Origin of the sequence: Micromonospora sp. NPDC006766 (genome assembly GCF_040636055.1) — a bacterium.
Classification (GTDB): Bacteria; Actinomycetota; Actinomycetes; order Mycobacteriales; family Micromonosporaceae; genus Micromonospora.
On sequence record NZ_JBEYIX010000011.1, the window covers coordinates 112866 to 135112 of the forward strand.

At 69.6% G+C, this 22247-nt stretch carries 15 protein-coding genes; 3 read left to right on the forward strand and 12 right to left on the reverse strand.

Annotated elements, in window-relative coordinates; all coding sequences use genetic code 11:
* Window positions 1–11: 11 nt before the first annotated feature.
* A complete protein-coding gene (locus ABZ671_RS13805) occupies window positions 12–1289 on the reverse strand; it encodes an APC family permease (RefSeq protein WP_357856399.1) in 1278 nt (425 codons plus the stop codon).
* 123 nt (window positions 1290–1412) lie between these two features.
* Entirely contained in the window at window positions 1413–3059 is a 1647-nt protein-coding gene (locus tag ABZ671_RS13810) for a ricin-type beta-trefoil lectin domain protein (RefSeq protein WP_357856401.1), read from the reverse strand.
* Between the two features lie 443 nt (window positions 3060–3502).
* Here ABZ671_RS13810 and ABZ671_RS13815 point away from each other — a divergent pair, with 443 nt between their 5' ends.
* Both ABZ671_RS13815 and ABZ671_RS13820 read left to right on the forward strand, forming a co-directional pair.
* Window positions 3503–4957 (forward strand): non-reducing end alpha-L-arabinofuranosidase family hydrolase, encoded by a 1455-nt coding sequence (locus ABZ671_RS13815; protein ID WP_357856404.1) that lies wholly within the window; start codon window positions 3503–3505, stop codon window positions 4955–4957.
* Between the two features lie 67 nt (window positions 4958–5024).
* Complete coding sequence (locus ABZ671_RS13820) at window positions 5025–6398, forward strand: endo-1,4-beta-xylanase (protein WP_357856407.1); 1374 nt, start codon at window positions 5025–5027, stop codon at window positions 6396–6398.
* A gap of 57 nt (window positions 6399–6455) precedes the next feature.
* Here ABZ671_RS13820 and ABZ671_RS13825 read toward each other — a convergent pair whose 3' ends face one another.
* From ABZ671_RS13825 to ABZ671_RS13870, 10 genes are all read right to left on the reverse strand, one after another.
* Window positions 6456–8531 carry a family 43 glycosylhydrolase gene (locus tag ABZ671_RS13825; protein ID WP_357856410.1) on the reverse strand — a complete coding sequence of 692 codons (2076 nt, stop codon included), beginning with the start codon at window positions 8529–8531 and terminating at the stop codon, window positions 6456–6458.
* A 176-nt stretch (window positions 8532–8707) separates the two neighbouring features.
* On the reverse strand, window positions 8708–9625 hold the full coding sequence (locus ABZ671_RS13830) for an aminoglycoside phosphotransferase family protein (RefSeq protein ID WP_357856413.1): 918 nt from the start codon (window positions 9623–9625) through the stop codon (window positions 8708–8710).
* 85 nt (window positions 9626–9710) lie between these two features.
* A complete protein-coding gene (gene araA / locus ABZ671_RS13835; protein WP_357856416.1) occupies window positions 9711–11213 on the reverse strand; it encodes an L-arabinose isomerase in 1503 nt (500 codons plus the stop codon).
* Window positions 11214–11239: 26 nt separating this feature from the next.
* Window positions 11240–12229 (reverse strand): galactofuranose ABC transporter, permease protein YjfF, encoded by a 990-nt coding sequence (yjfF, locus tag ABZ671_RS13840; RefSeq protein WP_357856419.1) that lies wholly within the window; start codon window positions 12227–12229, stop codon window positions 11240–11242.
* Window positions 12226–13296, reverse strand: a complete 1071-nt coding sequence (locus ABZ671_RS13845) for an ABC transporter permease (protein WP_357856421.1) — start codon at window positions 13294–13296, stop codon at window positions 12226–12228. Before ABZ671_RS13845 ends, yjfF begins: the two co-directional genes overlap by 4 nt.
* Complete coding sequence (locus ABZ671_RS13850) at window positions 13293–14834, reverse strand: sugar ABC transporter ATP-binding protein (RefSeq protein WP_357856424.1); 1542 nt, start codon at window positions 14832–14834, stop codon at window positions 13293–13295. Before ABZ671_RS13850 ends, ABZ671_RS13845 begins: the two co-directional genes overlap by 4 nt.
* Window positions 14835–14949: 115 nt before the next feature.
* Complete coding sequence (locus tag ABZ671_RS13855) at window positions 14950–15954, reverse strand: ABC transporter substrate-binding protein (protein ID WP_357856446.1); 1005 nt, start codon at window positions 15952–15954, stop codon at window positions 14950–14952.
* 155 nt (window positions 15955–16109) lie between these two features.
* On the reverse strand, window positions 16110–16802 hold the full coding sequence (locus ABZ671_RS13860) for an L-ribulose-5-phosphate 4-epimerase (RefSeq protein WP_357856427.1): 693 nt from the start codon (window positions 16800–16802) through the stop codon (window positions 16110–16112).
* Window positions 16799–18481, reverse strand: a complete 1683-nt coding sequence (araB, locus tag ABZ671_RS13865) for a ribulokinase (RefSeq protein ID WP_357856430.1) — start codon at window positions 18479–18481, stop codon at window positions 16799–16801. The genes ABZ671_RS13860 and araB overlap by 4 nt, the downstream gene beginning before the upstream one ends.
* A gap of 158 nt (window positions 18482–18639) precedes the next feature.
* The gene (locus ABZ671_RS13870) at window positions 18640–19629 is read right to left on the reverse strand and encodes a LacI family DNA-binding transcriptional regulator (protein ID WP_357856449.1); all 990 of its coding nucleotides are present in this window, start codon (window positions 19627–19629) and stop codon (window positions 18640–18642) included.
* A gap of 835 nt (window positions 19630–20464) precedes the next feature.
* Here ABZ671_RS13870 and ABZ671_RS13875 point away from each other — a divergent pair.
* Complete coding sequence (locus ABZ671_RS13875; RefSeq protein WP_357856433.1) at window positions 20465–22042, forward strand: DUF6345 domain-containing protein; 1578 nt, start codon at window positions 20465–20467, stop codon at window positions 22040–22042.
* Window positions 22043–22247 lie beyond the last annotated feature (205 nt).

The following is a 22247-nucleotide window of genomic DNA, read 5'->3' on the forward strand; positions in this document are numbered from 1 at the left end:
GCGGCCGATCGTTACCGGTGCCGGCGTCCGGTGACCAGGCGGCGGATGCCGTAGGCGGCGGCGCCGGCAGTCAGCACGGCCGCCCCGGAGATCACCGAGGCGGCCGGCAGGGCGAAGGCGAGTGTCAGGCAGCCGGCCAACCCGATGACGGGGATGATCCGGGGCGGACGGCCCTCCGACCGGGACAGCGTCCAGGCCGAGGCGTTGGCGATGGCGTAATAGACAAGGACGCCGAAGGAGGAGAAGCCGATCGCGGAGCGTAGGTCCGCGGTGGCCGCCAGCACCGCGACCACGGCTCCGACCAGCAGCTCGGCACGGTGGGGCACCGCGAACCGGGGATGCACGGCCGCCAACGCGTGCGGCAGGTGACGGTCGCGGGCCATGGCCAGGGTGGTACGCGACACGCCGAGGATCAGCGCCAGCAACGAGCCGAGCGCCGCCACGGCGGCACCGAGACGCACCACCGGCACCAACTGCTGTATACCGGCGGCCTGGACCGCGTCGGACAGCGGTGCGGCGGCGCCGGCCAGCCGCTGCGGGCCCAACACCAGCAGCACCGCGACGGCCACCACCGCGTAGACGGCGAGGGTGATGCCGAGCGCGAGGGGAATGGCGCGCGGGATGACGCGGGCCGGGTCGCGGACCTCCTCACCGAGGGTGGCGATGCGCGCGTAGCCGGCGAAGGCGAAGAACAGCAGGCCCGCCGCCTGCAGCACGCCGCCGACGGTCGCGTCCGCACCGACGTTCAGCCGGGTCATGTCCGCCGCGCCCCAACCGAGGGTGGCGGCCACCACCACGGTCAACACCACCAGCACGGTGGCGACGATCGCCCGGGTCAGCAGGGCGGACTTCTGGATCCCGACGTAGTTCACCGCCGTCAGCGCCACCACGGCGGCCACCGCCACCGCATGCGCCTGAGCGGGCCAGACGTAGAGGCCGACGGTCAGCGCGATCGCCGCGCAGGAGGCGATCTTGCCGACCACGAACGCCCAGCCCGCCAGGTAGCCCCAGAAGTCACCCAGCCGCTGCCGCCCATAGACGTAGGTGCCGCCGGAGGCCGGATAGCGGGCGGCCAACCGCGCCGACGACGTCGCATTGCAGTACGCCACCACCGCCGCCACCGCCAGACCCACCAGCAGACCGGAGCCGGCGGCCCGCGCGGCCGGAGCGAAGGCGGAGAAGATGCCCGCGCCGATCATCGCCCCGAGACCGATCACCACCGCGTCGAACGTCCCCAACCGCCGTCGCAGCTCCCCCGATGCCGCCGCCGTGGTCGCTCCCCCGCCCATGTGCCCTCCTCCGACGCGCCCGCATCCCCACCTACACTAGGGGACAGATATCGAATCGCGATATCGGATGCCAAACTGGCGACGCCGAACGGCGAGGCAGTCATGCCGGGTGCTCCGCGGGCCCTACCTGAGGGTCCACCGCTGGTTCGCGGCGGCGGTGCAGGTCCAGAGGATCACGGTGGTGCCGTTGCCGGTGGCCGCGCCGTTGACGTCGAGACAGAGACCAGACTGCTGGGCCCGGATCGTGCCGTCGGAGTTCCGGTTCCAGCGCTGGTTGGCACCACCGTTGCAATCCCAGAGCTGCGCCTTGGCGCCCGGAGTGGCGTTCAGCGGCGCGTCCAGGCACTTGCCCAGCACCTGAAGAGTGTCCTCGCTGATGGTCCAGCGCTGGTTGGCGCCACCGTTGCAGTCCCAGATCACCGGTTGGGTGCCGTTGGCGGTGTTGCTCTGGGGGATGTCCAGGCAGCGACCGGAAGCGGCGCTGACCAGCGTGCCGCTGGTGGTCGGGGGTGGGGTGGTAGTGCCGCCGCCGCTGACCCGGTAGACCACCGTGCCGTGCGCGGGGACGCTGGCGGAGATGGTACCGCCGGTGGTGCTGGTGGCGTTGGTCCACGCGTCGAGCAGGGTGAAGCTGGCGCCGCTCTTGCCGATCGCGGACGCGGTGGTGGAGATCGTGGTGGTGGTGCTGCCCTGGTTGAACAGCGCTACGGCGACGTCGCCATTGGCCAGCTTCTTGGCCAGCACACGGCGGGTGCCGTCGAAGGAGATCTGAGTGGCCTGCAGGCCGAGGCTGTCCTGGTTGATCGCGATCAGGTTCCGATTGGTCAGGATGCTCTGAGTCGCCGATGTCATGGACCGCACGTCGTTCCCGGCGATCAGCGGTGCCGCGAGCACCGCCCACATCGCGAAGTGGCTGCGCATCTCCGCGTCGGTCATGCCACCCCGGCCGACCTCCATCATGTCGGGGTCGTTGAACGCGCCGGGGCGTGCGTACCCGGCGAGCGGCACGGTGACGTTGATGATGTTCTGGATACCCATCGGGTAGCCGTTGGTCTGGCCGGTGTCCCAGGCGTTGGTGATGTCCTCGGTGGTCCGCCACATGTTGGCCACGTCGCCCCAGTTGCGCTGCGGCCCGGTCTTCGCGTGGATGCTGTTCGGGTTGATGCTGTAGACGATCGGCCGGCCGGTGGCGGCGAGGGCGTCGCGCATCTTGGCGAAGGTGGCCACCTGCTGGTCGATGGTGCCGCTCGGGGAGCACCAGTCGTACTTGAGGAAGTCCACGCCCCAGGCGGCGAACTGCCGGGCGTCCTGTGCCTCGTGTCCCTGGCTGCCGGTGGCGCCTGGGTAGCCACCGAAGTACTGCGCGCAGGTCTTGTCGACCGGCACCTGGTAGAGGCCGAACTTCAGGCCCTTGCTGTGCAGGTAGTCGCCGAGCGCCTTCATGCCGCCGGGAAACCGACCGGGGTCGCCCTGAAGATTGCCGGCGGAGTCCCGGTTCGGGTTGAACCAGCAGTCATCGACCACGACGTACTGATAGCCGGCGTCACGCATACCGCTGGTCACGATGGCGTCGGCGGTCTGCCGGATCAGCGATTCGTTGATGTTGCAGCCGAACGAGTTCCAACTGTTCCAACCCATCGGCGGGGTGCGGGCCACGCCGTTGTCCAGGGCCAGCGCGGCGGGTGGGCGCAGCCCGATCAGGGTGCCGGCCAGCAGCAGCCCGGCTGCGACGCCGGCCGCCCAGCGGCGGCCCGAGGTGAGCTGTCTCATCGAATCTCCTTCCGGCGGAACATGCTTCAGGATCCCATCGGGCAACGTACCCTGTGAACGCTAACATCACAATCCATGGATGGATTGCCACCAGCGACGCGGGCTCGATCATCGCCGCGAAAGCTCCGCACCAGACCGTCCAACCTTGAGCTTGTTATCGATAACATGCTATGTTCTGCGCTCAGGAGTCGAGGGCACCCTCCCGCTCGGGATCGCCGGCCGTCGAAGGGCACCGGACACATCCGGATCGACGGGTGGTGACAGAGTCCCGACCGGTCCCACGCCGCCATCGAACGATCGCGGCCGTATCGGCAGTCCCCGAGGGCACCCGGCGGCCACGGTGCTCGGATCTGGACGGCCGGCTCCCTCCCCGCCGTACTTCCGCCTGAGCTCTTCTTCCTCGCCGTCCGGGCCGGCACTCCACCACCACGGAAGGATCCCTGATGCGCACCACTTGGAAAGCCAGGGCGGCAACGCTCGCCGCCACCACTGGTCTGGTCGCCGCCGCCACAGCCGCCGCCGTGACCCTGCCCGCCGACGCGGCCGCCGCCGGTTGCTCGGTCACCTACCAGGTGTCATCGCAATGGCAGGACGGCTTCGGCGCCAACGTCACCATCACCAACCTGGGCGACCCGGTCAACGGCTGGACGCTCACCTGGACCTACACCGCCGGGCAGCAGGTCACCCAGTACTGGAACGCCACCGTCACCCAGAGCGGCGGCCAGGTACGGGCCGCCAACGTCAGTTACAACGCGAGCATCGGGACCAACGCCAGCGTGTCGTTCGGTTTCAACGGCTCGTGGACCGGTAGCAACCCGACGCCGACCAGTTTCGCGCTCAACGGCACCACCTGCACCGGCGGCACGAGCACCCCGCCGCCCAGCACCACCCCGCCGGCAAGTTCTGCCCCACCCACCACTGCCCCGCCCAGCTCGCCCCCACCGACGGGTAGCCTGCCGAACACCTTCCGGTGGAGCTCCAGCGGCGCGCTGATCGGCCCGAAGAACGACGGCCGCGGCATCGCGGGAATCAAGGACCCCTCGGTCGTCTACTACAACGGCAAATACCACGTCTTCGCCAGCACCGCGCGCTCCGCCGGCTACAACCTGGTCTACACCAGCTTCACCGACTGGCCCCAGGCCGGCTCGGCGCCCTTCACCTACCTCGACCAGACCCCGATCGGCGCCGGCTACCGCGCCGCCCCGCAGGTGTTCTACTTCGCCCCACAACGACTGTGGTACCTGGTCTACCAGACCGGCAACGCGTCCTACTCCACCAATCCGGACATCAGCAACCCGGCCGGGTGGAGCGCGCCGAAGAACTTCTACTCGTCGATGCCGGCGATCATCCAGCAGAACATTGGCAACGGCTACTGGGTCGACATGTGGGTCATCTGCGACAGCAGCAACTGCTACCTGTTCTCCTCGGACGACAACGGGCACCTCTACCGGTCGCAGACCACACTGGCGAACTTCCCCAACGGCATGACCAACACGGTCATCGCCATGCAGGACAGCAACCGCAACCGGCTGTTCGAAGCGTCGAACGTCTACCGGGTCGGCAACCAGTACCTGCTGCTCGTCGAGGCGATCGGCGGCGACGGCCGCCGCTACTTCCGCTCCTGGACCGCACCCGTCCTCACCGGACCGTGGACCGCCCTCGCCGACAGCGAGAGCAACCCGTTCGCCCGGGCCAACAACGTCACGTTCAGCGGTACGGCCTGGAGCCGGGACATCAGCCACGGCGAGATGATCCGCAGTGGCTACGACCAGACCCTCACCGTCAGCCCCTGCAACCTGCGCTACCTCTACCAGGGCATGGACCCCAACGCCGGCGGCGACTACAACAACCTGCCCTGGCGCCTCGGCCTGCTCACCCAGACCAACTCCACCTGCTGACCCGCCCCCTGCGCCCGGCAGACGGGCCACCCGCCTGCCGGGCCCCCACCTCGAAAGGCGACATCGCATGGACCTGTTCCACCGCCGCACACCCGAGTCCCGCTCCCGAACCCGGCTGCTGATGGTCGCCGGCGCGGCGATCGCCACGGTGGCCGCCACGATCACCGCGGCGACCACCGCGCACGCCGGCACCACCCTCGGCTCGGCCGCCGCCGAGAAGGGCCGCTACTTCGGCGCCGCGGTCGCCGCCAACAAGCTCTCCGACAGCCAGTACGCCGGGATTCTCGACCGCGAGTTCAACACCATCACGCCCGAGAACGAGATGAAGTGGGACGCCACCGAGCCGTCCCAGAACCAGTTCCGCTACCCGGGCGCCGACCAGATCGTCAGCCACGCCCAGGCGCACGGCATGAAGGTCCGGGGCCACACGCTGCTGTGGCACTCCCAGCAGCCGGGCTGGGCGCAGAACCTCTCCGGCAGCGCGCTGCGGTCCGCCATGGTGAACCACGTCACCCAGGTCGCCACCCACTTCAAGGGCAAGATCTACGCCTGGGACGTGGCCAACGAGGCCTTCGCCGACGGCGCCAGTGGCGCCCGCCGCGATTCCAACCTGCAGCGCACCGGCAACGACTGGATCGAGGTGGCCTTCCGCACCGCGCGGGCCGCCGACCCGGGCGCGAAGCTCTGCTACAACGACTACAACACCGACGGGATCAACGCGAAGTCGACCGGGATCTATAACATGGTCCGCGACTTCAAGTCCCGGGGCGTGCCGATCGACTGCGTCGGCTTCCAGTCCCACCTGGGCACCTCGATGCCCGGCGACTACCAGGCCAACCTCCAGCGCTTTGCCGACCTCGGCGTCGACGTGCAGATCACCGAGTTGGACATCGAGCAGGGGTCCAACCAGGCCAACCTGTACGGATCGGTGACGAAGGCGTGCCTGGCCGTGTCCCGCTGCACCGGGATCACGGTGTGGGGCATCCGGGACAGCGACTCCTGGCGTACCGGGCAGAACCCGTTGCTCTTCGACAACAGCGGCAACAAGAAGGCCGCGTACACCGCCGTGCTGAACGCGCTCAACGCCGGGGGCACCACGCCGCCGCCCAGTACGACAGCACCACCCAGCACCACCCCGCCGCCCTCGGGCAGCGGCTGCACGGCGAGCCTGTCGCTGCAGTCCTGGGCCGGCGGCTTTGTCGCCAACGTCCGGGTCACCGCCGGCTCCACCGCGATCAACGGGTGGACCGTGCGGATCACCCTGCCGTCCGGAACGGTGATCACCGGCACCTGGAACGCGCAGGCCAGTGGTAGCACCGGCACGGTGACCTTCCGCAACGTCGACTACAACGGCCAGCTCGGTGCCGGAGGCAGCACCGACTTCGGCTTCCAGGGCACCGGCGTCGGCCCGTCGGGGACCCCCGCCTGCACGGTCGGCTGACGCCGGCGAGACCCGTTGCCGGGCCGGGCGTACCGCGTACTCCCGGCCCGGTGCCGGTCACGGCGTGGTCAGGTCAAACCGGCGGACGGTGACCGCCCCGCCGAGCGCCTGCGTCGCGTAGTTGAAGATCGCGAACCGGTATCCCATGAAGAACTGCCAGGCGTTGTTCAACGTTAACGCGTTGCCCAGCGGGACGAAGGTCACCCCGTTGGTGCTGTAGGAGAAGGACGCCTGACGTCCGCTGCCGGGTCTGATGTCGGCGGTGGCCCGCAGCCAGATCCGGCCGCCGCTGATCGACGCGCTGGCGATCTCGGTGCCAGTGCTGGTGGTCCGCCAACTGCTGTCCATGGCCAGACCGTTGGTCATCACCACCCGGGTGGCGCCATTGTCCCGGCGTACGCCGATCCAGGCCGACGCGTCGCGCAGCATGGCCAGGCCGGTACGGTCGCCGTCCCGCATGGCCGAGTAGTCCAGCTCGATGGTGGCGGTGGAGGTCGGACCCTGGATGCGGCGGGTGACCGTGTTGCGGGCGCTGTAGAGGTCGCCGGTGACGGTGGCCGCCTGCAACCGCAACCCGCTGCCGACCGACCACCGGGTGTTGTCCGGGTTGTGGTTCCACTCCCACTGCGGTCCGAGCGTGGCGCCGGTGAAGGTGTCGGTGCCGGTCATGGAGGCGACCGGCCGGATCGGCAGCGGCGACGGGTAGCTGCTGCCCCAGGCGCCGTTGACCGTCTGGATCTGCGGCCACCCGTCCGCCGTCCAGGTGATCGGGGCCAGCGCCGGCACCCGACCGCCCGGGTACGCGTCCACGAACGCCAGGTAATACCACTGGCCGTTCTGGGTCTGCACCAGACCGCCCTGGTGCGGCACGCCGCCGCCGGAGATGGGCCCGGGCATGTTCAGCAGGACCTGGCGCATCTCGTACGGGCCCCATGGGCTGGTCGAGCGGAGAATGTACTGACCGTTGGCCGGCCGGGTGACGAAGATGTAGTAGTAGCCGTTGCGCTTGTAGAACCTTGAGCCTTCCAGCGTGCCGACGCTCGGCGGTGTGCTGAACACCTGTTGTGTCCGCACCTGGCTCAGCCCATCCGGCGACAGCTGCGCCACCTGCAGGTTGCTGTTTCCGTACGCCACGTACATGGTGTCGTTGTCGTCGACGAGCAGCCCCGCGTCGTAGTAACAGTTGTTGATCTCGGAGCGCTTCTGCCACGTGCCGCCGACGGAGGTGGACGTGTACACGTACGACTTGCTGAAGTCGATGCAGCCGATCCAGTAGAACGTGCTGTTGCTGCGGCGGTAGTTCAAAGCCGAGGCCCAGATGCCGTTGACGTACGCCCGCCCGCCGGTGAGGTCGTACTTGGCGCCGAAGTCCAGGCGGGGTACGGAGTGCCCGGCGAACTCCCAGTTGACCAGGTCGTACGAGCGCAGCACGGGCGCGCCCGGGGAGTAGTGCATGGTCGACGAGGAGAGGTAGTAGGTGTCGTCGACCCGGATGATGTCGACGTCGGCGAAGTCCTGCCACAGCACCGGGTTGGTGTAGGTCGTGCCGCCCGGGTCGCCGGCGTCCCCGAGCCGCACCAGTTGCCACTGCTGGTTGTCGCCGCCCCAGTCGGTGTACTGCACGACGTTGGCGCCGTCCGCCGTCGAGGCGTTCTGCACCTCCACGGCCTTGCCCGAGTGGCGCGCGATCAGCCGGACGAACCCGCCGGACGAATCGGCCAACCGGAACTGCTGGTTGGCCCCGTTGGTGTCCGGCCACTGGATCAGTCCGGCCCCGTCCGCCGTCGACGCGCCCGACACGTCCAGCACCTTGCCCGAATGCCGCGACCGCAGCCGGTAGTATCCGCCACCCGAGTCGACGAACTGCCACTGCTGCCAGGCTCCGTCGTTACGCGCCCACTGGGCGATCCGCGCACCGTCGTTCGTCGCCTGGTTGTACACGTCCAGCGCCTTGCCGCTGTTCCGGTTCACCAGCACATACCACGCGCTCGTGTCCACTGTCGCGGCGGCAGCGGGCGTGGGGTGCACACTGACGACGCCGGCGCCGAGCAGCATCGCCGTCGCGGCGGCGATGCTGCGGGACAACCAGCCGCGCCCTCGCGCGCCGGGTGCGGCCTGCCCGATGGCTGTCATGATCCTCCTTAGGTTGTTAGCGCTAACATCCATGGCGATCGCTTACCTGGGGCAGGAGAAAACGGGAGACTGGCCGTCGTTGCCGGGACGCGGTCGCCGTCAGATGCAGCGGCGTATATATCGACTGTGAGCGATAACAAGCCGGGCGTCAAGCCGTAACAGTCGACCCGACCGGGCTACGGCCGGCCGTCGCGGAACATCCGCAGCCGGGTCAAGGTCCGCTCGTCGTCGCCGGGCACGTGCCCGTTGACGGCACGGCAGACCCAGCCCAGGCGCAGCGCCACCCGGGTGGCGGCCACCAGGTCACCGGCGAACCGCTCGGCGTACGGCGCGAGGTACGCGTCCCGGAAGGGCGTGGTGTCGACGGAGTTCCAGACATCCTCCAGGCCCCACGCCAACCCACCTTCGAGGGTGACCGACAGGGTGAAGAACGGGTGCGACACGCAGGCGTCTCCCCAGTCCATCACCAGGTGACGGCCGTCGCGGACGAAGACCTGGCCGTCGTGCAGGTCGTCGTGCTGCAGCAGCTCCGGCAGCCCGTAGCCCGCGAGCTCTTCGCACAGGTCGGCCACCATCGGTGCCGCGTCGTGGAAGCGCCGCTCCGCGCCGACCTCGTCGACCAGGCGTTCATACGCCTTCGGGAGGGTGGCGAGCCGCAGGTCAGGCACCCCCAGGGCGAGCAGGTCGTCGACGTCGTCGGCCAGGTCGAGCTGGACTCCGGCGTAGAGCGGCAGCACGGCCCGCCACCGGTCCAGGCTCTGCTCGCGCTGCGTCACCACTCGCAGTGTCTCCCCCGCGTCCGCCATCAGCATCCAACCGGTGCCACTGTCGGCGGCCAGCAGCGGCGACACCACGTCGGGCCGGCGGACGGCGATCCGCCGCACCACGGCGGCCTCGTGCCGCAGCGACTCGGTGTTGGCTTTGAACCAGACGTCACCGCGGTCCGTCGGTATGCGCAGCACCGTCGACCACGGGTAGACGTGCGGCTGGACGGGCGGACCGGTCCGAGTCACCCCGAGTTCGCCGAGCTGGCCGTCGACCCAGTCCTGCACCCGGGTCAGCCACTCCCGATCGCGCCAGCGCATGTCGTCCACGGTCGGGATGCTAGTGAACACCCGGCGCCGGGCAACACTGCTTTTTCTTCGGGCCGGGCAGTGCCGGCCAAGGGAAGACTGCAGCTTAGAACCCCCTGGCCAGGCGGTAGTAGGCCTGGTTCCAGCGGAGCTCGTCGGCGAATCGGCGGGGGTTGGTGTCGGCGTCGATGACGACCAGCTCGGTGCGGATCATCTCGGCCAGGTCGTGCAACTCCTCGACCCCCACCGCCTGCGACAGCACGGTGTGGTGCGGGGCGCCAGCGATGATCCACGCCTCGGCGGAGCCGGCCAGGTGCGGGCGGGGGCGCCAGACGGCCCGGGCCACCGGCAGCCGGCGCAGCGGATGCGGTGGCGCCACCACGTCGACCTCGTTGGCGACGAGCCGGAACCGCTCCCCCAGGTCGGCCAGGCCGAGCACCACCGCGGGACCGGGCTCGGTGTCGAAGACCATCCGGACCGGGTCCTCCCGCCCGCCGATGCTCAGCGGGTGGATCTCCACGGAGGGCACGTCCGCGGCGATGCTCGGGCACACCTCGAGCATGTGCGCGCCGAGGATCACCTCCCGGCCCGGGGTGAGGTCGTAGGTGTAGTCCTCCATGAACGAGGTGCCGCCGGTGACGCCGACCGACATCGCCTTGACGGTGTGCACCAGGACGGAGGTCTTCCAGTCGCCCTCGCCGCCGAAGCCGTAGCCGTCGGCCATCAGGCGCTGCACGGCGATGCCGGGCAGTTGCCGCAGCCCGCCCAGGTCCTCGAAATTGGTGGTGAAGGCGCGGAACCCACCCGCTTCGAGGAAGGCCCGCAGCCCGAGCTCCAACCGGGCGGCGTAGCGCAGGGACTCGTGCCGGTCGCCGCCGGGGCGCAGCTCGGGCACCACCCGGTAGCTGTCGTCGTACTCCTTGGCCAGGTCGTCGACCTGCGCGTCGGTGACCTCGCCGACCACCCGGACGAGGTCGTTGACGCCGTAGGTGTTCACCGAGACACCGAAGCGCAGCTCCGCCTCCACCTTGTCGCCCTCGGTCACCGCCACGTCGCGCATGTTGTCGCCGAAGCGGGCCAGCCGCAGCGACCGCATCGCCGACCGGCCGAGTGCCGCCCGCGCCCAGGCGGCCACGCGGGACACCACGCGCGGGTCGGTGACGTGCCCGGCGACGGTCTTGCGGGCCACCCCGAGGCGGGTCTGGATGAACCCGAACTCCCGGTCGCCGTGCGCCGCCTGGTTGAGGTTCATGAAATCCATGTCGATCTCGTCCCACGGCAGCAGGACGTTGGCCTGGGTGTGCAGGTGCAGCAACGGTGTCTGCAACGCGTCCAGGCCGGCGATCCACATCTTCGCCGGCGAGAAGGTGTGCATCCAGGCGATCACGCCGATGGCCCCCTGGCCGGCGGCGTCACGGCAGACCCGCAGGATATCGCCGCTGGTGGTCAGGACCGGCTTCCACACGACCCGGGCGGGTATGTGCGGCGAGTCGTCGAGCGTCGCCGCGATCTGCCGCGACTGGTCGGCCACCTGGCGAAGGGTGTCTTCGCCGTACATGGCCTGACTGCCGGTGAGGAACCAGATCTCAGGCTCAGCGTGCGTTGCCATGGTGTTGCCTTCCGCGAGATGGTCGGTCATTTGAAGCGGATTCCGAGCAGACGTTGGAGCAGGATGAACGCGAAGAGCAGGCCGCCGATCACGATCTTGGACCACCAGGAGCTGAGGCTTCCGTCGAAAGTGATCAACGTCTGGATGACCCCGAGGACCAGCACCCCGAGCACGGTGCCGAAGATGTAGCCGGAGCCGCCGGTGAGCACGGTCCCGCCGATGACCACGGCGGCGATGACGTCGAGCTCCATGCCCACGGCGATCAGCGGAGCGCCGGAGAGCGTGTAGAAGGACAGCAGGATGCCGCCGATCGCCGCGCAGAGGCCGCTGATGGTGTAGACGGCGATCCGGGTCCGCCCCACCGGCAGCCCCATCAACCGCGCCGACTGCGGGTTGCCGCCGATGGCGTACACGTTGCGGCCCAGCCGGGTGTAGGCCAGCGTGTACGCGGCGACAGCGACCACCGCGAAGGCGATGAGCACGCTGGTCGAGACGAAGTTGCCGCCGGGGTTCCCGATGCGTTGCTGGGACATCCTGGTCCAGAACCCGTCGGTGATCGGGATGGACGAGTCGCTGATGAAGGTGCACATGCCGCGGGCGAAGAACATCCCGGCGAGGGTGACGATGAACGGCTGGATGTCGAAGAAGTGGATCACGCAGCCCATGAGGAACCCCAGCGCCGGCCCGACGAGCAGCGCGATGAGCAGCACCAGCGCCGCGGGCAGCCCCTCCCTGAGCAGAAAGGCCGACACCATCGCGGTCATCGCGACGACCGAGCCGACGGAGAGGTCGATGCCGCCGGTGAGGATCACGAAGGTCATCCCGACGGCGACGACGAGCAGGAAGCCGTTGTCGATGAAGACGTTGAAAACGACCTGGATGTTGGAGAACGCACGGTATTGGGAGACCCCGACGCCGTACAGGACGAGCAGCAGGGCGAGGGTGGCCAGGACCGGGATGTGCCGCCGGGGCAGGTGCGACCAGGTGCGGGCGGCCAGCAGGGACAGGGTGGTCATGCTGACACCTGCGCCTTCGGCTGTTCGGTGATGGTGGCGGAGGCAGCCACCGGGGTTCGGCGTCGGGCGAACCGGGCCCGGAAGCCCGGTGCCTGGATGAGGCAGACCGCGATGACCACGACCGCTTTGAACAGCAGCGCCGTCTGGGGGGTGATGTTCATGGCGTACACCGTGGTGGTGAGGGTCTGGATGAGCAGCGCGCCGAGGATGGTGCCGCTGAGGTGAAACCGGCCACCGGCGAGCGAGGTGCCGCCGATGACCACGGCGAGGATGGCGTCGAGTTCGACCCAGAGGCCGGCGGCGTTGCCGTCCGCGCTGGACACGTTGGCCGTCATCATGAAGCCGGCGACCGCGGCGCAGGCCGCACTGAGCACGTAGACGAGGAACGTGATCCGCCCGGACCGGATGCCGGCCAGCCGACTGGCCCGGGCGTTGCCGCCGACCGACTCGATGATCAGCCCGAGGGCGGTCCGCCGGGTCACCGTCGCGATCAACACGGCCACGGCGAGCGCGAGGAAGATGGCCAGCGGCAGGGCCAGCAGGTGACCGACGCCGATCGCCTTGTACGGTTCGGCGTTGATGGTCAGGATCTGCCCCTCGGTGATCAGCTGGGCGAGGCCCCGGCCGGCGACCATGAGGATCAGCGTGGCGATGATCGGTTGGATGCCGATGACAGCGACCAGCAGGCCGTTCCAGGCGCCGAGCACCAGCGCCACCCCCAGGCCCAGGCCCAGCGCGGTCAGCACCCCGCCGAGGCTGTTCTGGTCGGGCTGCCGGCTGATGTGCAGGCAGGCGATGGCACCGCTGATCGCGCACAGCGAGCCGACCGACAGGTCGATACCGCCGGTGGCGATCACCAGCGTCATGCCGAGCGCGACCAGGATCAACGGCGCGCTCAGCCGGAGGATGTCGATCAGGCTGCCGTACAGGTGACCGTTCCGCAGCTGCAGCGAGAGGAAGCTGGGTCGGTAGGCGGTGTTCGCGGCCAGCAGGACGACGAGGACGACGACCGGCCAGAAGAGCCGGTGGGTCGTCAGCGCCCGGTAGCCGGCCTGTCGGTTACTCATGACGGCGTCCCCTCGCGCTGGGCGCCGACGGCGATGCTCTGCATGATCCGGTCGGCGTCGAGGCTCTGGTCGTTGCTGAGTTGCGTGACCATCTCGCGGTCGCGCATCACTGCGATCTTGTGGCTGAGGCGGAGCACTTCCTCCAGTTCGGCGGAGACGAACAGCACCGCCGTTCCGCCGTCAGAGAGCCGGGCGACCAGCCGCTGTATCTCGGTCTTCGCGCCGATGTCGATGCCCCGGGTCGGCTCGTCGAGGATCAGCAGGCGAGGCTCCGTGATGAGCCAGCGCGCGAGCAGCACCTTCTGCTGATTGCCACCCGAGAGGTTGCCCACCGGAAGGTCGGGGTCCGCCGGCCGGATCCGCAGGGCCCGCACGTACCGCTCGACCAGCTCGTCCTGCCGACGGCGCGGCACGGGCCGCAGCCAGCCCCGGGCGGCCTGCAGGGCCAGAATGAGGTTCTCCCGCACGGACAGCTCGGCGACGATGCCCTCGGCCCGCCGGTTCTCCGAACAGAAGCCGATGCCGTGCCCGACTGCGGCCACCGGCGTACGCAGCGTCGTGGGTGTGCCGTTCACCCGAACGCTGCCGTGGTCGGCGCGGTCGGCGCCGAACAGCAGCCGTGCCACCTCGGTACGACCCGAGCCGAGCAGGCCGGCGAGGCCGACGACCTCCCCCTCGCGGATGGTCAGGCTGAAGGGTGCCACGGCGGAGCGGCGCCCCAGCTCGCGTACGTCCAGCAGTGGCGGGCCCTCCGCCCGGTCGGCGAGGTCGCGCCGGGGCTGCTCGTCGAGTCGCTCCAGCACGCGCAGTTCCGTGCCGATCATCTTCTCCACCAAACCGAGTTGGGGCAGCTCGCTCGTCGCGTACTCGCCGACGAGTTGGCCGTTGCGCAGCACGGTGATCCGGTCGGCGATGCCATAGACCTGGTCGAGGAAGTGGGTGACGAACAGGATCGCGATGCCGTCGTCGCGCAGGTGCCGCATGACCCGGAACAGCTGAGCGACCTCACCGGCGTCGAGGCTGGAGGTCGGCTCGTCCAGGACCAGGACCCGGGCCTTGATGTCGATGGCGCGGGCGATCGCCACCATCTGCTGCACGGCCAGGGAGTAGCTGCCGAGCTGCGCGTTGACGTCGAGGTCCAGGTCGAGCCGGGCGAGCAGGGCCCGGGCCCGGCGGCGCATCTCGCCCCAGCGGACCGCGCCGAACCGGCGCGGTTCCCGGCCGATGAAGATGTTCTCGGCCACGGAAAGGTTCGTGCAGAGGTTGACCTCCTGGTAGACGGTGCTGACGCCGGCGCTGGTGGCCTGCATCGGGCCGGTGAACGACACCTGCTCACCGCCGAGCGTGACGGTGCCGTGGTCGGTGTCGTAGACACCGGTCAGCACCTTGATCAGGGTCGACTTGCCGGCGCCGTTCTCGCCCATCAGGGCGTGCACCTCACCCGGGAAGAGGCGAAAGTCCACGTTGTCGAGCGCGCGTACCCCGGGGAAGGACTTGCTGATCCCCGTCATTGTCAGGACTGGCTGGCTGGGGGTCATGCCACCGGACCTTTCCTGGGATTGGTGGGACGGCGGGGCCGGCGCGGCGGCCGGGCCCGTGGCCCGGCCGCCGCATCGGATGCCGGGGCTGTCGGCCCCGGTGGTGGTGGTGCCGTCAGTACTTGCGGTTGGGCAGCGCTTCCTTGGCCTGCTCCTGGGTGAAGGTGGTCTCCTGGGTCTCGATCCGGGCCGGGACCTCCTCGCCGTTGTGCACCTTCTTGACCAGCTCCATCAGCTGGGGACCGAGCAGCGGGCTGCACTCGGCGATGAAGTTGAACTTGCCGTCGGCAAGGGCCTGCATGCCGTCCTTCACCGCGTCGACGGTGATGATGGTGATGTCCTTGCCGGGCACCTTCCCGGCCGCGGTGATCGCCTCCAGCGCGCCCAGGCCCATGTCGTCGTTGTGCGCGAACAGCACGTCGATCTTCGGGTTGGCCTTCAGGAACTGCTCCATCACCTGCTTGCCGCCCGCCCGGGTGAAGTCACCGGACTGCGAAGCGATGATCTTGAGGTTCGGGTTGGTCGCGATCGCCTCGGCGAAGCCCTTCTTCCGGTCGTTCGCCGGCGCCGAACCGGTCGTACCCTGCAGCTCGACGATGTTGACCGGGCCGGCCGCAGCCTTCTCCTGCTCCACCAGCCACTCCCCCGCGAGCCGCCCCTCCTTCACGAAGTCCGACCCGAGGAAGGTCTTGTACAGGGACTTGTCGGCCGAGTCGACCGCCCGGTCGGTGAGGATGACCGGGATCTTGGCGTCCCTGGCCTCCTTCAGCACGGTGTCCCACCCGGACTCCACCACCGGCGAGAAGGCGATCACGTCGACCTTCTGCTGGATGAAATTACGGATGGCCTTGATCTGGTTCTCCTGCTTCTGCTGCGCGTCGTCGAACTTCAGGTCGATCCCGGCCGCCGCCGCGGCGTCCTTGATCGAGGTGGTGTTCGCCGTACGCCATCCGCTCTCCGCGCCGACCTGGGAGAAGCCCAGCGTGATCTTGCCGTCGCCGCCCTTGTCGCCGCCCGTGTCGCCGCCCGTGTCGCTGTTGCCGCAGGCCGCCATGCCGGTGGCGAGCAGCGCGGCGGTGAGCACCGCGATGACCTTGCGGGACGGCAGGTGAGCATTCATTCTCTTCACCGCAAATCTCCTCGGGATGAGCGTTCCGCGAGGCGTACGCCCCGACGGCGTACGCCCTGCGCTGGTGGTGGTGCTGTCGGAGGTGGTGCCCGTGGTGGTGCGGCGCGACCGTCCCGGGTGCGGACGCCGCGCGATCGGGGCGGCCGTCAAGGGCTCGCGGGTGAGGGGGGTCGTTGTCCGTAGACGTTCTGGTATCGGTCGTACAGGGCGTCGATGTCGGCCGCCGCCATCGGCAGCGGCTCGCCGAGCGCGCGGGCCAGGTGCGCGGTGCGGGCGACGTCCTCGCACATCACCGCGGCCTTCACCGCGGCCCGGGCGTCCCGGCCGATGGTGAAGACACCGTGGTTGCGCATGAGCACGGCCGGCGAGCGGTGCCCGGCCAAGGTCTCCACGATCCCCTTGCCGATGTCGTCGCCGCCGATCAGGGCGAACGGGCCGACCGGAATGTCGCCACCGAACTCGTCGGCCTGGGCGGTGAGGTGGCAGGGGATCGGCTCGCCGCGGGCCGCCCAGGCGGTCGCGTACCCGCTGTGGGTGTGCACCACCCCGCCCACCTCGGGCAGTGCCCGGTAGACGTAGGCGTGGGCGGCGGTGTCGCTCGACGGCGAGAGATCCCCCTCGACCACGACGCCGTCGAGGTCGCACACGACCATGTTCTCCGGCGCGAGGTCGTCGTAGTCGACGCCGCTCGGCTTGATCACCATCAGGCCGTGGCCGGGCACCCGGGCAGAGACGTTCCCCGCCGTCCAGGCGACCAACCCGTAGCGGGTGAGTTCGGCGTGCAACCGGGCGACGCTCACCCGCAGCCGCTCGAGCTGCTGACCGAGCTCGCCACTCATGCGACCACCTCCACCGACGTCGTGGCCTGCGCCGCCGACCGGTCGACGGCGGCGTTGCGGATCGCACGTAGGCGGGACATGACCTCGTTGCCGCCGCGTCCGAAATGGTCGTGCAGGGACCGGTACTCGGCGTACAGCGCGTCGTAGGCCCGCGCCCGCTCGGGATCCGGCCGGTAGACATCGCGGTCCACCCGGCCCATCGCGGCGGAGGCCGCATAAACGTCCGGGTACGCGGCGGCGGCGACCGCGGCGTGGATCGCCGAACCCAACGCGGGCCCCTGCGCCGAGCCGATGACGCTCAACGGCCGGTTGGTGACGTCGCTGTAGATCTGCATCAGCAACCGGTTGGCGGTCAGGCCGCCCGCCATCACCAGTTCGCGGATCGGCACCCCCGCCTCGACGAACGCCTCGATGATCATGCGGGTGCCGTAGGCTGTCGACTCCAGCAACGCCCGGTAGACGTCCGCCGGCCGGGTGGCCAGGGTCAGCCCCACGATGAGACCGCTCAGGTCGTGGTTGACCAGCAGGGAGCGGTTGCCGTTCCACCAGTCCAGGGCGATCAGCCCGTGGGCGCCGACCGGCTGCGCCGCGGCCAGTTCGGAGAGCCGCTCGTGCGAGTCCACACCCGCTGGCGCGGCATGGTCGACGAACCAGCCGAAGATGTCGCCGACGCCGCTCTGCCCGGCCTCGTACCCCCAGGTGTCGGGGCTGAGTCCACCCTCGACGACGCCGCACATGCCCGGCACCTCGACCAGCTCGGTGCCGTTGACCACGTGGCAGGTCGAGGTGCCCATGATGGCGACCAGACGGCCGGGCCGCAGGGCCTGGGCGGCGGCGGCGGTGACGTGGGCGTCGACGTTGCCGGCCGCGACCGCGATGCCCACGGGCAGACCCGTCCACGCCGCGGCCTGAGCGGTGAGGGCACCGGCCCGGGCGCCCATCGGCAGCAGCGGACCGTCCAGCTTGGCGACGAAGTCGGCGAACCCTGGGTCCAGTGCCGCCAGGAATTCCCGCGACGGGTACCGACCGTCCTGGCGAACGCCCTTGTAGCCGGCGGTGCAGACGTTGCGGGTCTCGGCTCCGCACAGCTGCCAGACGATCCAGTCGGCCGCTTCGACGAACCGCACGGCGCGCCGGTAGATTTCGGGGTCCTCGTCGAGGAGCTGCAGGCCCTTGGCGAACTGCCACTCGGCGGAAAGCTTCCCGCCGTACCGGTTGAGCCATGGCTCGCGTCGTTCCAGGGCGAGGGCGTTGATCCGGTCGGCGTGCGGCTGCCCGGCGTGGTGCTTCCACAGTTTCACCCAGGCGTGCGGCCGGTTCCGCAGGTGGGGCACCTCGCAGAGCGGGGTGCCGTCCGCCAGGGTGGGCAGGACGGTGCAGGCGGTGAAGTCGGTGGCGATGCCGATCACCCGGGCCGGGTCGATCCCCGCCGCGGCGACGGCGGCCGGCACCGCGCGCCGCAGCACGTCCCGGTAGTCCTCGGGATCCTGCAGGGCCCAATCCGGTGGGAGCGGCGTCCCGTCCGGGAGCGTGGACTCGATCACCCCGTGTCGGTACTCGTGGACCGCGGTGCCGAGCTCCGCTCCGTCACCGACCCGGACCACCAGCGCCCGGCCCGACAGCGTCCCGAAGTCGACCCCGACGACGTACCGGTCCCCCGGTCCGTCCACACCCATCATCTTTACCTCCGCGTGCCGTGGCTCACATTGTTAGCGCTCACATCGGCACCCGTCAAGGCATGATCGCAACAGTGCGGTAACGGTGGGTGATCGGCCCCGCGAAGTGACCACGCAGCGAAGCCATCAGAGGCGCGATGTTAGCGCTCACATGAAGGCGGTCACCGCCGCGGCGGAGCACCAACGCTCTGCCGGGAGATCAGGGTCGGCGCGATGGTCTGCCGCAGGTCACCCACCACACCGGACTCGATCTGGGCCAGCAGCAGGTCCAAGCTGGCCCGGGCCACCGCGGCGAAGTCCGGCCGAACGGTGGTCAGCGGCGGGATGAAGTAGGCAGCCTCCGGCACGTCGTCGAAGCCCACCACACTGATCTCGTCCGGCACCGTGCGGCCGTACTCGTGCAACGCCCGTAGCACACCCAGCGCCAAATGATCGTTGGCCGTGAAGATCGCCGTCACCTCGGGCATCCGCGCCAGCATCTGCCCGCACCGGTAACCCGAGGCCGCCGACCAGTCTCCCGGCACCAGCGGCGGCACCTCAGCACCCGCCGCACACAACGCCTCTCGCCAACCCTCGATCCGCCCGGCGCTGTCGAACCAGTCGGCCGGCCCGGACACGTGCCACACCGTACGGTGCCCCGCCGCCAACAGGTGCCGCGTCGCCTCCCGCGCGCCCGCCACCTGGTCCACCGTCACCAGCGGCACCGGACGCCGCGGATCACCGTCGACCGTCACCAGGGGAACATCCTTCGGCAGATGCTCCAGCGCCTCACCGGCCGACTCGACGGGAGCGATCACGACTATTCCCGCCACCCGATGCGCCAGGTGCCGCTCCACCGCCGCCGAGATGGACACCATGTCCAGGTCTCGCACGCTGCCCACGCTGACCGCGAAGCCCTCCTCGGCGGCGGTCTGCTCCAACGCCGTCAGCAACGACGCCGGGCCGTACAAGGTGGTGTTCTGCGCTACCACACCGATGACCTGCGACCGGCCGGTCACCAGAGCCCGAGCCGCCCGGTTCGGCCGGTAGCCCAACTCGGCGATCGCCGCCTGCACCCGCAGCCGCGTCTGTTCGCGGACGTTGGGGTGACCGTTCAGCACCCGCGACACGGTCTGATGGGAAACCCCGGCAAGGCGGGCCACATCCGTCATCGCGGGACCACGCACGGCACTCACCCTCCCCGCCAGGCCCCCGACCGCGCCCCCGGCGGCCGACGCCGGAGCGGCTGGACGCACCATCCGCAGCCCTGCACCCACCCTGGCGCCAGGCCAGAGCAGCCCGCACAAGGCCAGCGCCAGTGTACGGTGCGACCCCGCCCGCCGAGGCGCGACGTCCCCGCCGGTCAACGCGGCGCGGGCCCCGCCGTTCGGGTCGACCGCCACGGCCGATCGGTCGTGGCCACCGCACGGCGGGGGCCGTGCTCAGGCGTAGCTGAGGGAGAAGCTGTTGCAGACGAAGGAGGACTGGCCAGCGGTGCCGGTCACCTCGAAGCCGAACTGAATGTCACCGACGGTCACGTCACCCCACCAGCCCTGGGTGCGTAGCCACCGCGCACCTCCGGTTCTGAGGGGGCGACGGCGCAGCAATGCGCCGTCGCTACCCTGCAGAACAACCGGGTAGACGCTGTCGAGGGGCCGCTCTGCCACTCGCCGAACGAGTCCAAGACCCGGTCGGTGATGGTCGAGTTGGGCGTGCCGGCGGACCTTGGTGAGCGCCTCCACGACAACCCGATACACCCTCGTGGCGACCTCGGGAGGCCGACGTACCGCGATCCCCGACGCCACGCAGAGGACCGCCGCATATCAGGGCCCGCCGGTACGTCGGGTAGCGGACACAGCAACCCTGCATCCGTAGATAACCTTCGATCATCTTGAGGTGCCGCACACTCGCACCCGTCACGCAGGAGGATCGATGTCACGCCATGTCCCTCGCCACTGGCGGCGAAGGCTCTCCGTCGCAATGGCCGTCATCCTGACGACCAGCTCCATGACCATTGCCGTCGCCGGTGCACCGGTGGTGGCCGCCGAGATCCGTGAGCTGCCGGTCTACCGAGTCAGCGCCACCGGGCTCGACGAGGCGCAAACCGAAGCGCTGCGCAAGGCGTTCGGCATCGAACAGCTGACGAGAACAAAGGAGGGCAGTGTCGGCTTCGCCGACGAGCAGGGCTTCCTGCACATCCCGTCGATCGAGCTAGGCGCAGCCGGCAAGGACGAGGACGGCAATGAGACCGTCGCGTCCGTGGTGGACGAGGCCGCGCTGGCGAAGCTGAAGCCGGTATCGAAAGACGAGGCGCTGAGCCTCACCCAGAAGGCGCTGACCGCCGCCGACTTGTACCCCAAACAGGGCGAGGCGATCGCCAGCCACACCACGCTGGAAATGGTGGACGCCAAGGGACGGAGCACCGTCTCGGCGGCCCTGGACACCACCGTCTCGTTCGCGTTCACGCTCGGCGGCCTGCCCTACGAGGGGCCGGGCGCCAAGGTCCGGGTTGCCTTCAGCCCCGACGGCAAGGTTACCCAACTGTCCTACAACACCCGCTCCCTCAAAGCCGAGGGATCCGTGGCGGTCCTCGACCTCAAGGCCGGGCGTGAGCGGTGCGCCGAAGCCATGGGCGGCGCCGTGCGCATCGAGACGGCCGCCTACGCCTACCATGCCCCTGCGCTGGACACGAAACTGGAGCGGCTGGAGCCGAGCTTCAGCTGTTCGGGCGTCACTGCCGATGGCACCCCGGCCCAGATCGTATTCGTGCCAGCGGCGGTCGACGCGAAGCTGCCCGGGCCCGTGCCCTCGCCGGTGCCGCCGCGCCCGCAGGCTGCCCCGGCTACCGGAGCAGGGCTCGGCACTCAGGCGTACGGCCGCGTGGACGTGGGCAGCGAGGGAACCGGGCCCTGCTCCGGTCTGCCATGGACCGGCAAAAACCTCGCCTCGTTCAACAACCAGTTCAGCTCGCACGGGATCCCCGTGGAGTTCAGCTGGCTGGATCAGAATGCCTGGGAGCGGGACTTCAAGGACCCGGTGTACCGCGGTAACGACAGCGCCTGGACCGACCACGTCGACATGACCTACTGGCAGGGCCACGGCTCCCCGACCGGGTTCAGCTTCAGCGGGTGCAGCAGCAGCGACGACACCTTCCTGGCCAACACCGAGGCTCGCTGGGGCAACGGTGACGCCGAGTGGATGAGCCTGTTCACCTGCCTGGTGCTGGCAAAGGAGTCCGGCGGGAAGCAGTGGTGGCAGCGCTGGGGCGGCGCGTTCGACGGCCTCCACCAGATCAACAGCTTCCACACGGTGTCGTACCACAGCGCCAGTCACGGCGGTACCTTCGCCAACTACCTGCTGCGCAAACCGTTCCTCTGGTGGAACAACCCGATGCCGGTACGCAAGGCGTGGGCGCAGGCGTCCATCGACGACCAACCGGCGTCGGTGGTGTGGGCCACGATGGGCCCAACCGGACCGCGTGGCCTGGTCAACTTCGACGACTACTTCTGGGGTAAGGGCAGCGTCGGCCCGGACGTGCCCGCGTCGTCGCGGACCGGCTGGTGGTACATCTCCGGCACCTCGTAAGGCGATGCTGATCAAAGCCCTGCGCCGCGCGATGCTCGTGCGGCGCAGGGCTTTGATCAAGTTCCGTAGGCGTCCGGATTGTTGGTGATGCCCAGGATGGTTCAGCGCGGCGGTGTACGCCCGCATCGCCCAGAGCGAAGACCGACATGTCCCAGATGCCGTAGTGGCTCGGCCCGTCCGGGCCGGTGATGCCGGCCCGGTCCAG

Excerpts from the sequence above, each read along its gene's own strand:
- araA (WP_357856416.1), bottom strand. The coding sequence starts at position 11,213 with ATGGCAACGCACGCTGAGCCTGAGATCTGGTTCCTCACCGGCAGTCAG.
- ABZ671_RS13825 (WP_357856410.1), bottom strand. The coding sequence starts at position 8,531 with ATGACAGCCATCGGGCAGGCCGCACCCGGCGCGCGAGGGCGCGGCTGG.
- ABZ671_RS13810 (WP_357856401.1), bottom strand. The coding sequence starts at position 3,059 with ATGAGACAGCTCACCTCGGGCCGCCGCTGGGCGGCCGGCGTCGCAGCC.
- ABZ671_RS13850 (WP_357856424.1), bottom strand. The coding sequence starts at position 14,834 with ATGACCCCCAGCCAGCCAGTCCTGACAATGACGGGGATCAGCAAGTCC.
- yjfF (WP_357856419.1), bottom strand. The coding sequence starts at position 12,229 with ATGACCACCCTGTCCCTGCTGGCCGCCCGCACCTGGTCGCACCTGCCC.
- araB (WP_357856430.1), bottom strand. The coding sequence starts at position 18,481 with ATGATGGGTGTGGACGGACCGGGGGACCGGTACGTCGTCGGGGTCGAC.
- ABZ671_RS13860 (WP_357856427.1), bottom strand. The coding sequence starts at position 16,802 with ATGAGTGGCGAGCTCGGTCAGCAGCTCGAGCGGCTGCGGGTGAGCGTC.
- ABZ671_RS13855 (WP_357856446.1), bottom strand. The coding sequence starts at position 15,954 with ATGAATGCTCACCTGCCGTCCCGCAAGGTCATCGCGGTGCTCACCGCC.
- ABZ671_RS13805 (WP_357856399.1), bottom strand. The coding sequence starts at position 1,289 with ATGGGCGGGGGAGCGACCACGGCGGCGGCATCGGGGGAGCTGCGACGG.
- ABZ671_RS13815 (WP_357856404.1), top strand. The coding sequence starts at position 3,503 with ATGCGCACCACTTGGAAAGCCAGGGCGGCAACGCTCGCCGCCACCACT.
- ABZ671_RS13875 (WP_357856433.1), top strand. The coding sequence starts at position 20,465 with ATGACCATTGCCGTCGCCGGTGCACCGGTGGTGGCCGCCGAGATCCGT.
- ABZ671_RS13870 (WP_357856449.1), bottom strand. The coding sequence starts at position 19,629 with ATGACGGATGTGGCCCGCCTTGCCGGGGTTTCCCATCAGACCGTGTCG.
- ABZ671_RS13820 (WP_357856407.1), top strand. The coding sequence starts at position 5,025 with ATGGACCTGTTCCACCGCCGCACACCCGAGTCCCGCTCCCGAACCCGG.
- ABZ671_RS13845 (WP_357856421.1), bottom strand. The coding sequence starts at position 13,296 with ATGAGTAACCGACAGGCCGGCTACCGGGCGCTGACGACCCACCGGCTC.